This window comes from Pseudomonas sp. PA-1-6B, assembly GCF_021609545.1.
Classification (GTDB): Bacteria; Pseudomonadota; Gammaproteobacteria; order Pseudomonadales; family Pseudomonadaceae; genus Aquipseudomonas; species Aquipseudomonas fluorescens_BV.
Genome location: NZ_WJZM01000041.1, coordinates 17,555 through 29,499 on the forward strand (window position 1 = coordinate 17,555; position 11,945 = coordinate 29,499).

General features: G+C 62.7%; 10 protein-coding genes. 7 read left to right on the top strand and 3 right to left on the bottom strand.

Annotated features, from left to right (window positions below):
• The 3 genes from GIV35_RS18870 to GIV35_RS18880 all read left to right on the top strand — a co-directional run bounded on the left by GIV35_RS18870 (window position 1) and on the right by GIV35_RS18880 (window position 4,018).
• Complete coding sequence (locus tag GIV35_RS18870; protein ID WP_198716703.1) at window positions 1-1,713, top strand: putative 2-aminoethylphosphonate ABC transporter permease subunit; 1,713 nt, start codon at window positions 1-3, stop codon at window positions 1,711-1,713.
• Between the two features lie 22 nt (window positions 1,714-1,735).
• Window positions 1,736-2,758, top strand: a complete 1,023-nt coding sequence (locus tag GIV35_RS18875; protein ID WP_223023087.1) for a putative 2-aminoethylphosphonate ABC transporter substrate-binding protein — start codon at window positions 1,736-1,738, stop codon at window positions 2,756-2,758.
• A 126-nt stretch (window positions 2,759-2,884) separates the two neighbouring features.
• Entirely contained in the window at window positions 2,885-4,018 is a 1,134-nt protein-coding gene (locus tag GIV35_RS18880; protein ID WP_223023086.1) for a TIGR03364 family FAD-dependent oxidoreductase, read from the top strand.
• 29 nt (window positions 4,019-4,047) lie between these two features.
• Here GIV35_RS18880 and GIV35_RS18885 read toward each other — a convergent pair whose 3' ends face one another.
• Window positions 4,048-5,415: a DUF3482 domain-containing protein gene (locus tag GIV35_RS18885; RefSeq protein ID WP_034128968.1), complete on the bottom strand. Its 1,368-nt coding sequence runs from the start codon at window positions 5,413-5,415 to the stop codon at window positions 4,048-4,050.
• Window positions 5,408-6,787 carry a DUF2868 domain-containing protein gene (locus tag GIV35_RS18890; RefSeq protein WP_197882791.1) on the bottom strand — a complete coding sequence of 460 codons (1,380 nt, stop codon included), beginning with the start codon at window positions 6,785-6,787 and terminating at the stop codon, window positions 5,408-5,410. Before GIV35_RS18890 ends, GIV35_RS18885 begins: the two co-directional genes overlap by 8 nt.
• 69 nt (window positions 6,788-6,856) lie before the next feature.
• Between GIV35_RS18890 and GIV35_RS18895 the strand changes: the two genes are divergently transcribed.
• On the top strand, window positions 6,857-7,369 hold the full coding sequence (locus GIV35_RS18895; RefSeq protein WP_105228877.1) for a dihydrofolate reductase: 513 nt from the start codon (window positions 6,857-6,859) through the stop codon (window positions 7,367-7,369).
• Window positions 7,370-7,453: 84 nt separating this feature from the next.
• Here the strand turns inward: GIV35_RS18895 and GIV35_RS18900 are convergent, their stop codons facing one another.
• Complete coding sequence (locus GIV35_RS18900) at window positions 7,454-8,845, bottom strand: L-cystine transporter (protein ID WP_044269628.1); 1,392 nt, start codon at window positions 8,843-8,845, stop codon at window positions 7,454-7,456.
• A gap of 242 nt (window positions 8,846-9,087) precedes the next feature.
• Here GIV35_RS18900 and GIV35_RS18905 point away from each other — a divergent pair, with 242 nt between their 5' ends.
• The 3 genes from GIV35_RS18905 (at window position 9,088) to GIV35_RS18915 (ending at window position 11,838) form a co-directional block, all read left to right on the top strand.
• Window positions 9,088-10,149: a haloacid dehalogenase-like hydrolase gene (locus GIV35_RS18905; protein WP_233475067.1), complete on the top strand. Its 1,062-nt coding sequence runs from the start codon at window positions 9,088-9,090 to the stop codon at window positions 10,147-10,149.
• A gap of 211 nt (window positions 10,150-10,360) precedes the next feature.
• Window positions 10,361-10,891: an RNA polymerase sigma factor gene (locus GIV35_RS18910; protein WP_105228875.1), complete on the top strand. Its 531-nt coding sequence runs from the start codon at window positions 10,361-10,363 to the stop codon at window positions 10,889-10,891.
• Window positions 10,891-11,838 (top strand): FecR family protein, encoded by a 948-nt coding sequence (locus GIV35_RS18915; RefSeq protein ID WP_198716709.1) that lies wholly within the window; start codon window positions 10,891-10,893, stop codon window positions 11,836-11,838. Before GIV35_RS18910 ends, GIV35_RS18915 begins: the two co-directional genes overlap by 1 nt.
• The last annotated feature ends 107 nt before the right edge of the window (window positions 11,839-11,945 follow it).

Genomic DNA, 11,945 nt, shown 5'->3' on the forward strand with positions numbered 1-11,945 from the left:
ATGGGGGCTGTGATGACATTGCCGGTGCTGCGTCAGGTATCACGCGCCGAGTGGGGCGACCGCCTCTTCGTGGTCGGCGGCAAGTGGCTCTGGCTGGGCCTGTTAGTGGTGGCGGTGCTGTTGCCGCTGTTGGCGATCTTCTGGCGCGGCTTCAGCAGCGAAGCCGGGCAGGGCGGTGGCTTGGTAGCCGCTCGCGAACTGCTGGGCAGCGCCAACTTCCACTGGTTGCTGGGCAATAGCCTGAAAGTTTCCCTCAGCGTCGCGGCCATCGTCGTACCGCTGGCCTACTTGTTTGCCTATGCCCTGCAACGCACGCTGATCCCCGGCAAGTCCATCTGGCGCGGCCTGTCATTGCTGCCATTGATGGCGCCGTCGATGCTGCCGGGCATTGCCCTGGTTTATCTGTTCGGCAACCAGGGCCTGCTGCGCGGCTTGTTCTCGGAAAATATCTACGGCTTCTGGGGCATTGTGCTCGGTGAGGTGATCTACACCTTTCCCCATGCCTTGATGATTTTGCTGTCGGCGTTGTCCCTGGCGGATGCACGCTTGTTCGACGCCGCTTCGAGCATGGGTGCCAGCCCGGCACGGGCGTTTCGCAGCATTACCTGGCCGGCCACGCGCCAGGCGGTGTTCGCCGCATTCTGCCTGGTGTTCACCCTGACCATCACCGACTTCGGAGTACCGGTGGTGGTGGGCGGCGATTATCAGGTGCTGGCGCTGGAAGCCTACAAGGCGGTGGTCGGCCAGCAACAGTTCGGTCGCGGCGCATTGATCGGCATGGTGTTGCTGCTGCCGGCACTGTTCAGCTTTGGCGTGGATGCCTGGTTGCGCCGTCGGCATGGCGACGCGATGAGTGGCCGCGCCCAGGTGTTCCAGCCAGCGCCATCGCGGCTGCGCGACGGGTGCTATCTGGCCGTCGTGCTGCTGATTTGCGCGGCGTTGCTGCTGGTGTTCGGCATGGCGGTGTACTCCTCGCTGGTGAAATTCTGGCCCTACAACCTGTCGCTGTCGCTCAACCACTACCAATTCGAAGACACCGCCGGCGGCGGCTGGCTGGCCTATCGCAACAGCCTGACCATGGCGCTGTGCACGGCGTTGATCGGCAGCGTGCTGATTTTCACCGGCGCCTATCTGATGGAAAAAACCAAGGGCCAGAAAAACCTGAACCTGGCGCTGCGCATGCTCAGCTTCGTGCCGATGGCCGTGCCGGGCCTGGTCCTGGGGCTGGGCTACGTGTTCTTCTTCAACCTCAACGGCAACCCGTTGCATGTGTTGTACGGCAGCATGGCGTTGCTGGTGGTGTGCACCATTGCGCACTACCTGACCACCGCGCAGATGACTGCGACCACCGCCTTGCGCCAGTTGGACGCCGAGTTTGAAGCCGCCGCGTTGTCCCTCAAGGCACCGTTGTACCGCCATTATCTGCGCGTCACGGTGCCGATCTGTCTGCCGGCGCTGCTGGACATCCTGCGCTACCTGTTTGTCTCGGCGATGACCACCGTGTCCGCCGCGATCTTCCTCTACAGCCCCGACACCATCCTCGCCGCCGTCGCCGTGCTGAACATGGACGACGCCGGCAATGTGGGCGGCGCGGCGGCCATGTCGACCCTGATCCTGTTCACCTCGGCCAGCGTCTCGCTGCTGCTGGCGTGGGCTTCACGTGGCGCGCTGCGCCGCTCCCAAGCCTGGCGCCAGCGCGCACCTGGCCAATAAACATCCCTGAAGGAGGTGCTCCATGTTCAAGCCCCTGGCGCTGGTCGCTGCAGTCCTCACGGCATTCAGTCTGAATGCATTCGCCAAGACCGAGTTGACCGTGTACACGGCCCTTGAAGCCGAGCAATTGAAGACCTACAAAAAAGCTTTCGAACAGGCCAACCCCGACGTCGAGATCAAGTGGGTGCGCGATTCCACCGGCATCATCACCGCCAAACTGCTGGCCGAGAAAGAACGCCCCCAGGCTGACGTAGTGTGGGGCCTGGCCGCCTCCAGCCTGGCGATCCTCGATCAGCAAGGCATGCTCGACAACTACGCGCCCAAGGACCTGGACAAGATCGGCAAGCACTACCGCGACGCCGCCAACCCTCCGGCCTGGGTGGGCATGGACGTGTGGGCCGCCACCCTCTGCTTCAACACCGTCGAAGCCGAGAAGCAAGGCCTCACCAAACCGGTGAGCTGGCAGGACCTGACCAAGCCCGAATACAAGGGCAAGATCGTGATGCCTAACCCGGCGTCTTCAGGCACCGGCTTCCTGGATGTCAGCGCCTGGCTCCAGACCTTCGGCGAGAAGCAAGGCTGGCTGTACATGGACGACCTGCACCGGAACATCGGCCAGTACGTTCACTCCGGCTCCAAGCCGTGCAAGCTGGCGGCGTCCGGTGAGTTCCCGATTGGCATTTCCTTCGAATACCCGGCGGTTCAGCTCAAACGCCAGGGCGCGCCGCTGGAGATCATCCTGCCCAAAGAGGGCCTTGGCTGGGAGATCGAAGCCACCGCTGTGATCAAGGGCACTGCCCATGCCGACGCGGCGAAAAAACTCGCCGACTTCTCTGCCAGCACCGCGGCGATGGACCTGTACAAGGAAAACTTCGCCGTGCTCGCGCAACCGGGTATCGCCAAGCCGCAGACCGAATTGCCGGCGGACTATGAGCAACGGTTGATCAAGAACGACTTTGTCTGGGCTTCCAGGAACCGTGACAGCATCCTGGCCGAATGGCGTAAGCGTTATGACGGTAAGTCGGAGAAGGTAGCCGGGCAGTAGGACTTTCGTTAGGGCTGATGGCCTCATCGCAGGCAAGCCAGCTCCCACATTTTGACGTGTGAACCCGTTCAAGTGTGGGAGCTGGCTTGCCTGCGATTGCGGCCTCAAGGACAGGAACATCATGTCATGACACAACACAGCGATTTACTGATCGTCGGCGCCGGCATCCTCGGCCTTTCCCATGCCTATGCTGCCGCCAGGCGCGGCCTCAAGGTCAAGGTGTTCGAGCGCAGCGCCACGCCATTGGGCGCCTCAGTGCGCAACTTCGGCCAGGCACTGGTCACCGGTCAACCACCAGGGCCAATGCTGGAGCTGGCGCGGGAAAGCCGCGAAATCTGGGGCCAGTGGGCGCAAGCGGCGGGCCTGGCGCTCAAGCGCAATGGCTCCTACCTGTTCGCCCGCACCGAAGCCGAAGAACATCTGCTCGAAGCCTTCTGCGCCGGGCGCGCGCGGGAGCACGGCTACAACGTCGAGCTGCTGCAGGGCGCTGCCATGAACGACCTGTACGCCGGCCAGTTCCGCCATCACCGCGCCGCCCTGCATGGCAAGGATGACCAGCAGTTGTACTCCCGCGAGGCGATCCCGGCGCTGATCCATTACCTGAGCCAGCACCTGAACGTGGAGTTTCACTTTTCCACGCTGGTACGTGACGTAGAGCCGGGCCAGCTGCACAGCACGGCCGGCAGCTTTCGCGGTGAGCAGATCGTTGTCTGTTCAGGCCACGACTATCAGACCCTGCTGGCCGAATCCATCGCCCCGCTCAACCCGCACACCTGCCGCCTGCAAATGCTGCGTGCGCGGCCGGTGCTTAATCTGAACCTGCAACACGCGCTGCTCACCGGCTTGAGTTGCGTGCACTACGGCGCCTTTGCCGACCTGCCGGAAGCGGCCGCGGTGCAGGCGCAGATCTTGCGCGAAACGCCACATCTGCAGGAACACGGCATTCACCTACTGATAAGCCCCACGCCCCATGGCGAGCTGATCATCGGCGATTCCCACCATTACGACAGCGACCCGACGCCCTTCAATGCCGAGCAGATCGATGACTGGATGATCGAGCTGGCGCAGCAGACCCTGGGGTGCAACATCCAGGTGGTCGAGCGCTGGCAAGGCGTCTACGGCGCTCGCGGCCCCGGGCCGTTTTCGTTTGTGCAGGCGGCACCTGGCGTCAGCGCTGCCTTGATGCACACCGGCGTAGGGATGAGCGTGGGGCCGGCCATGGCCGAGCGCAATATCCGCAGGTTATGGGGAGAAGCGTGATGAACCCGGAACAGGCAGGCATTGGCGGTTCAGGTCTGGTCCAGGCGTTGGGCCAGGGCTTCAACCTGCTCCTGGCGCTCGGCCTGGCTTAGTTTCGCGTGAGGGTTGAGGGATGACCATTGCGGATAGGCGCGGGCCTTGTTCAAGGCGTCGGGCAGTTTGCCCTCGCGCCAGGTTTTGTCCTGGGGCGTGTCGACCTTGATGCTGTGCATCGCCGCATGGCCGCGCAGGTTCAAGGCCTTGAGCAGTTGGCGTTGGCGCAAGGCGAGCAGGCGCAATACGCTGTCGTCGACGGTCAGCTCGCGCTGGCCCTTGATCTTGCCGAGCAGGCGACTGCCGTAGCTGCGTGCGGTTTGCAGGGCGCCACCAGCGATAGCGCCTGCCAGGGCCGCGGCGCCAAGGGTCAGGCCGCCGACCAGTAGATCCACGCCAGCACCGGCAGCGGCTCCGGCAGCTATCCCGCCGCCGACCCGCACGCCAAGTTGCTTGAGGGTTTCGGGGTTGAACAAGTCATCGCCCCAGCGACCGTCGAGCAGCGGCAGGTCGCTGGCCGCCGCGTCCTGTGGGCGAAAGCCGAACAGTTTGAGCAGGGCTTCAACGCACTTTTGTTCGCGTTGGCGCACGGCCTTGCGTAAGTCGCTGACGGCTTGGGGCTCATTCTCGGTTGTCACACTGCGACGGCAGGCCGCGCAGTCGATCAACAGTTCGGCGATCAAGCGGGCGGCGCTTTGCTGGCGAGCCTGGCGCTGGGCTTCTTGATCGAGGATCAGGCGTTCCAACTGCGGCCGTGAGTTTTCCAGCAGCAGGGCCAGGCTTTCATACAGCCGGCGTTCGCCGTCTTCGGGCGGTGCCACGCTGTCGAAACGCACCAGCGCATGCAGGCCGAGGCGGGCCAGGGCTTCGCGCCAGTCCGGTTCGCGGTGGTCGCTGCTGCTGACAAAGTTGAGCACCGGCAACAACGGCTTGCCGCAACTGGCTAGCACTTGCAGTTCGTCGCGGTACTTGGCCAGCACCGGCTCGCGAGCGTCGATCACGTACAGGCCGGCATCGGAGGCCAGCAACTGGCGCAGCACCTTGGCTTCCTGTTCGAAACGCTGGCGCGCCTCGCTGCCTTCCAGGAAACGCGCCAGCCGCGCAGGGCCATCCAGGCGTTCGCCGGGGCGGTCGAGGCGTTCCAGGTAATCGAGCAGGGCGATGGCGTCTTCCAGGCCGGGAGTGTCGTACAGCTCCAGCAAAGCTTCGCCATCTACCGATAGGCGTGCACCTTCCACGTGCCGCGTGGTGCTGGGGCGATGGGACACTTCGCCAAAGCCGACATCGCGGGTGAGGGTGCGCAACAATGAGGTTTTGCCCACGTTGGTATGGCCGACCACGGCGAGTTTCAGCGGTTTAGTCATGACCTGTCTCCAGCCAAGTGAGCGGCGCGCAATCGGCAAACGACACTTCAAGCTGTTGCAACGCGGCATGCCAGTCGCCCAGGCGCTCGGCGTCCAGCGCCTGGCCCGGTGGTGCCTGCAGCAGCCATACGCGAGTGTCGGTGGCGCTGCGTGCCAGCTCGGCGATCAGTGCCAGGCTGCCACGGTCGGGCGAGCGGCGCGGGTCACAGGCGATGGCCAGGCGCGCGGGTGGGAAACGGCTGAGTTGCTCCAGCAGTTTGTTGCGTGATTCGCGGCTGTCGAGGATGCCGGCGTTCTTGACGTTGGCAGGCAGTTTGGGGGGCCAGGGGTGTTGGTCGTCGAGTTCGATGGCGACCAGCAAGGCGCCATCACTCTCCAGCTCACTTGCGCCGCCGCTGATCGGGTGCAGGTGTTCGGGCGCCACATCGTTGACCCCCAGGCGCTCGCTGCTGGGCATCAGGCGTTCGCGCAGTTGGGCGTAGCCGGGCAGGTTGAGGTCCAGGTGCAACGCTGCGCGCCCGCGTTTCCATCGCCACAGGCACAGCAAGGCAAGGATCAACCGCGGCAGCAGGCCGTAGACCAGCAACACGCCCACCAGCCAGGCCGCCCAGGCCTGGCGGGCGCTTTCGATATTCAGCGCGGAGTCGCCGCTGGCGCGGATCATCTCCACGGTGGGAACGTTGAAACCGAGCAGAGCCGGGAGTGTGCCGAGGGCCTGGGTCACGGCGACAAAGGTATCGGCGCCGAGAATGGTGGTTTCCCACACAAACCCATAGCGGCGGGTGGCGAGCAGGGTCAGCAGGATCACCAGGGCGCTGAGCAAGGCCAGCAACCACAAGCTGTTGACCAGCACACCCACCGCCCAGCGATTGAGTTTTTGCCGTTGCAGCAACAGCAACAACGCCGGGGCCAGTTGCGCGGCCTTGGCGTCACGGGCCAGTTTCTCGCTGAGCCACAACCACAGCCGGCCAAGGCTGGCGCTGTGTTCGCCGGCAAACAGCAGGCCCAGGGCCCAACTGATCAGCAAGATCAGGTTCAGGCCGAGCAGGCTGCCCAAGGCCCAGAACACATTCACCGCGGCCAGGCCATTACCCAGCGCGGCGAACGCCAAACCGGCGCCGCTGATGACGGCGACCGCCGCCAGTAACAACAGCGCCAGGCGTGCGCCTTGCAGCCAGCGGCTGAGTGCGGCGGCCAAACCATCGCGCTCGGCCAGGTGCAGCGCACGCTGCTGGATGCGCGTGGCCAGGTCGCCCCCGGCTGTACGGGCCAAGCGGTTGGCTTCCAGGTCTTCCAGGGGGCCGGCGTGTTCTTCGCGCAGGCGCACGGTTTCTGTCAGCCAAAGTCTGTGCAGCGGGTTCAGTGCAGTCACGCGCCGTCCTGTCGTGTTGATGAGGTTGGAGCATAACCGCTGGCTCGCCGCTCTGGTATTCTCGTCGCCATGAAAAAAACTCTCCCTTTAAGCCTGATCGCAGCCCTCGGTGAAAACCGTGTGATCGGCGTCGACAACAGCATGCCCTGGCATTTGCCGGGGGATTTCAAATATTTCAAAGCCACCACCCTTGGCAAGCCGATCATCATGGGGCGCAAGACCTGGGATTCCCTGGGCCGACCGCTGCCGGGGCGCTTGAACCTGGTGGTCAGCCGTCAGACCGATCTTGTGCTGGAAGGTGCGGAAGTTTTTCCGTCACTGGGTGCAGCGGTCGAGCGCGCTGAGGAATGGGCCAAGGCGCAAGGCGTGGACGAGCTGATGCTGATCGGCGGCGCGCAGTTGTATGCGCAGGGGCTGGAACAGGCCGATCGCTTATACCTGACCCGCGTGGCGCTGAGCCCGGAAGGGGATGCGTGGTTTCCGCAGTTTGATGGGAACCAGTGGAAGCTGGTGTCGAATGTCGAGAATCCGGCTGAAGGTGATAAGCCGGCCTACAACTTCGAGGTGTGGGAAAAAGCCTAAAAGCATCGCAGGCAAGCCAGCTCCCACAGTTTGATGTGTGAATACATTAAATGTGGGAGCTGGCTTGCCTGCGATAGCGGTCTATCAGACCTGCGCTAACTCGGCATGCTCATCGGCATCCAGCAACGCTTTATCCGTCTGCCCCATGATCTGGCTGGTAATCGCCCCCGCCGTCATCGAACCATTCACGTTCAACGCCGTGCGGCCCATGTCGATCAACGGCTCCACGGAAATCAACAGCGCCACCAGTGACACCGGCAAGCCCATGGCTGGCAGCACGATCAGCGCGGCAAAGGTCGCACCGCCGCCCACGCCGGCAACGCCCGCCGAACTCAAGGTCACTATCGCCACCAGGGTCGCGATCCACAGCGGGTCCAAGGGGTTGATGCCCACAGTCGGCGCGACCATCACCGCCAACATCGCAGGGTAAAGACCGGCACAACCGTTCTGGCCGATGGTCGCGCCAAACGAGGCGGCGAAGCCGGCGATGGATTGCGGGATGCCCAGGCGACGGGTCTGCGCTTCAATGCTCAGCGGGATGCTTGCAGCGCTGGAGCGGCTGGTGAAGGCGAAGGTCAGCACCGGCCACACCTTGCGGAAGAAGCGCAGCGGGTTGATCCCGGCCAAGGACAGCAGCAGGCCGTGCACCACGAACATCAGGCCCAGGGCCAGGTACGACACCACCACGAAACTGCCCAGCTTGATGATGTCTTGCAGGTTGGAACCGGCGACCACTTTGGTCATCAGCGCCAGCACACCGTAGGGGGTCAGCTTCATCACCAGGCGCACCAGGCGCATCACCCAGGCTTGCAGGGTGTCGATGGCGTTAAGGACTTTCTGGCCTTTTTCCACGTCGTCCTTGAGCAGTTGCAGCGCGGCAACCCCAAGGAACGCGGCGAAAATCACCACGCTGATGATCGACGTCGGCTTGGCCCGGGCCAGGTCGGCGAACGGGTTGGCCGGTACGAACGACAGCAGCAACTGCGGGATATTCAGGTCGGCAACCTTGCCTGCGTAATCACTCTGGATCACTTGCAGGCGCGCCATTTCCTGGGTGCCGGCCACCAGGCCTTCGGCAGTGAGGCCGAACAGGTTGGTCAGGCCGATGCCGATCAGGGCAGCGATGGCCGTGGTGAACAGCAGCGTGCCGATGGTCAGGAAGCTGATCTTGCCCAGGGACGAGGCGTTGTGCAGGCGCGCCACGGCACTGAGGATCGAGGCGAACACCAGCGGGATCACGATCATTTGCAGCAGCTGCACATAGCCGTTGCCGACCAGGTCAAACCAGCCGATCGAAGCTTTGAGCACCGGGTTGCCGTCGCCGTAGATCGTATGCAACGCCGCACCGAACAGCACGCCCAGCACCAGGGCGAACAGCACCTTCTTGGCGAGGCTCCAGTGGGTACGGCGGGTTTGTGCCAGGCCCAGCAACAGGGCCACGAACACCAATAAATTGAGAATCAAGGGCAGATTCATTGAAGCTCCGTTGAGAAGGCAGCCAATCGCGTGAGCCTGCGATTGCGAACCGGGAAGCCTAACAGCTTGAAATATATTGATTTAATACCAATATGGAATGGTGACTGTCGTTTTTGGAATAAGCGTTTGACGCCCAGGCGTATGCGCTTGGCGCAATCGCGACGTCAGCGGTCGCGCTCGGGCGATAACTGTCATACGGATTTGTTAGCGTCGATGTCTTTCACTTGAGGGAGACAACGCCTATGAAGCTCGCGCCGAAACTACTGTTATCCGCCGCCTTTTGCCTCGGGCTCGCCAGCCAGGCGTTTGCCGCCACCGAGTTGAAACACTGGCCGGCACCTGCCGCCAAACAACTCAACGAAATGATCGCCGCCAACGCCAACAAGGGTAACTACGCGGTGTTCGACATGGACAACACCAGCTACCGCTACGACCTTGAAGAGTCCTTGCTGCCATTCATGGAAAACAAGGGCCTGATCACCCGCGAAACCATGGACCCTTCGCTCAAGCTTATCCCCTTCAAAGACACCGCCGACCACAAGGAAAGTCTGTTCAGCTACTACTATCGCCTGTGCGAAGTCGACGACATGGTCTGCTACCCCTGGGTTGCGCAGATTTTTTCCGGCTTCACCCTCAAGGAACTCAAAGTGCAGGTCGACGAACTGATGGCCTCCGGCAAGCCCGTGCCGGTCAGCTATTTCGAAGGCGACGTGGTGAAAAAATCCGAGGTACAGCCGCCGAAAGTCTTCACCGGCCAGGCCGAGCTGTACAACAAACTGATGGAAAACGGCATCGAGGTCTATGTGATGACCGCCGCGTCCGAGGAGCTGGTGCGCATGGTCGCGGCTGATCCGAAGTACGGCTACAACGTCAAACCCCAGAACGTTATCGGCGTGACCACGATGCTCAAGGACCGCAAGACCGGCGAGCTGACCACCGCACGCAAACAGATCACTGCCGGCAAGTATGACGAGAAGAGCAACCTCGGCCTGGAACTGACCCCCTACCTGTGGACCCCGGCGACCTGGATGGCCGGCAAGCACGCGGCGATCCTCACCTACATCGACGAATGGAAAAAACCAGTGATTGTCGGCGGTGACACACCGACCAGCGACGGCTACATGCTGTTCCACGATGTGGACGTGGCCAAGGGCGGCGTCCACCTGTGGATCAACCGCAAAGACAAGTACATGACCCAACTCAACGGCATGATCGCCAAGCACGCGGCGGCGCAAGCCAAGGAAGGGCTGCCGGTGACGGCGGACAAGAACTGGGTGATCGTCAAGCCGGAAGAGATCCAGTAAGACCTAGTCACTGCATCGCAGACAAGCCAGCTTCCACCGTCGACCGCATTCTCATGTTGGGCGCGGTCAACTGTGGGAGCGGGCTTGCCCGCGAAGGCGGTCTTAAGAACACCGCAGACTCAAAGGCAAAATAGATATCAATTGCGAACTAATCTCATTCTTTGCTAGCGTGCGCACTCCCTGAACCGTCCGTTCTTCTCAAGGTAGTGCTGTGTCCTCCTGGAATACGCAGATCGCGCGCCTGTTCGCGGAGCAGAAGAAAGCCCTCGAAGCCTTCGTCACGCGCCGCACCGGCAGCGCCCAGGTGGCTGCCGACCTGACCCAGGAATCCTTCCTGCGCCTGGCGCGCCTGGAGTCCGGCGAGAAGATCGATAACCTACCCGCGTTCCTCTTCACCATTGCCAGCAACCTGGTGCGCGACCACCAGCGCCAGGCTATCCGCCGCGAGCGTCTGGATGCCGGCGCACCGAGCGAAGAACTGCCCTGCAGCAACCCCGGTGCCGACGAACAACTGGCCGCCTATCAGCAGGAGCAACTGATGCAGGATGCGATCCTGGGCCTGCCCGAGGCGACTCGGCAGATCTTCCTGCTCTATCATGTCGACGAGCTTTCCTACCGCGAGATTGGCGAACGCCTGTCGATCAGCCCGCGCAGTGTGGAATACCAATTGCGTCGCGCCTTGATTGAATGCCGTGGGTACATCAAGACGCGCCTAGCCTGCGATGCACAAGGACGTCGGTAATGACTGCCCTGCCTACTGCTGATGTGTTGTTCGAAGAGGCGTCCGGCTGGTATTTCCGCCTGCACGCCGAGGACTTGACCCCGGCTGAAATGGACGCCTTTGCTGCGTGGCTCGGTCAGGGCCAGGCGCAGGATGATGCCTGGCAGGAAGTGCAGGCGATGCTCGGCGGCCTGCGTGAGCCGGCGCGCGTCATTCGCCGTGCCGAGCAGGCCACCTGGCGTACACCGCTGCGGCGCTGGGCGTATGCGGCTGCCGTGTTGCTGGCCGTGGGCCTGACCGTGCAGAACACTCCCTGGCTTGACCGCTTGCGCGCCGACTACGCCACTGGCACTGGCGAGTCGCGCAGCATTGAACTGGCCGATGGTTCCCACCTTCAACTCAACACCGACAGTGCGGTGCAAATCCGCATGAGTGCGGGTGAGCGGCAGATTCGTTTGCTGCGTGGCGAAGGTTTCTTCGATGTGACCAAGGACCCCGCACGGCCCTTCGTGGTGCAGTCGGGCGACGGCTGGGTGCGAGTGGTCGGCACCCAGTTCAGTGTGGCGCGGCGTGATGACCAGACGCGTGTGCAGGTGGCGCAGGGCAAGGTTGAAGTCAGTGCAGGGAGCGGCACGCCGGTCTATCTGGAACCGGGGCGGGCCGTGGAGTATCAGGACCGGCACCTTGCACACGTCCACGGTTTCGACCCGGCCAGCGGCTTTGCCTGGCGTCAGCGGCAACTGGTGTTCCGTCAGCAACCTTTGTCGGTGGTGGTCTCTGAACTGAACCGTTACTGGCCCGGCAAGACGCTGGTGCTCGGTGATGCGTTGCGCAGTCGGGTAGTGTCCGGCGTGTTCGAAATCGACAAACCCGATGCCGTGCTCAAGGCGTTGGAATACACCCTCAACCTGCGTGCCGAGCACTACACCCCGTATTTGCTGGTGTTGCGTGAAGGCAATGCGTCCTGACGGCAATTTCTCAAAATATTTTCAGGGTTTCCCCGCAAGCCATCGTCCTTGATCACTGAGGCGTAAATAGTAAGCACTCTCAAGTAGTGCGGCGCCGATCACAGACT

What these genes read in the sequence shown, in the direction of transcription:
- GIV35_RS18870 (WP_198716703.1), top strand. Translation starts at nt 1, where the DNA reads ATGGGGGCTGTGATGACATTGCCGGTGCTGCGTCAGGTATCACGCGCC.
- GIV35_RS18885 (WP_034128968.1), bottom strand. Translation starts at nt 5,415, where the DNA reads ATGACTAAACCGCTGAAACTCGCCGTGGTCGGCCATACCAACGTGGGC.
- GIV35_RS18880 (WP_223023086.1), top strand. Translation starts at nt 2,885, where the DNA reads ATGACACAACACAGCGATTTACTGATCGTCGGCGCCGGCATCCTCGGC.
- GIV35_RS18915 (WP_198716709.1), top strand. Translation starts at nt 10,891, where the DNA reads ATGACTGCCCTGCCTACTGCTGATGTGTTGTTCGAAGAGGCGTCCGGC.
- GIV35_RS18875 (WP_223023087.1), top strand. Translation starts at nt 1,736, where the DNA reads ATGTTCAAGCCCCTGGCGCTGGTCGCTGCAGTCCTCACGGCATTCAGT.
- GIV35_RS18895 (WP_105228877.1), top strand. Translation starts at nt 6,857, where the DNA reads ATGAAAAAAACTCTCCCTTTAAGCCTGATCGCAGCCCTCGGTGAAAAC.
- GIV35_RS18900 (WP_044269628.1), bottom strand. Translation starts at nt 8,845, where the DNA reads ATGAATCTGCCCTTGATTCTCAATTTATTGGTGTTCGTGGCCCTGTTG.
- GIV35_RS18905 (WP_233475067.1), top strand. Translation starts at nt 9,088, where the DNA reads ATGAAGCTCGCGCCGAAACTACTGTTATCCGCCGCCTTTTGCCTCGGG.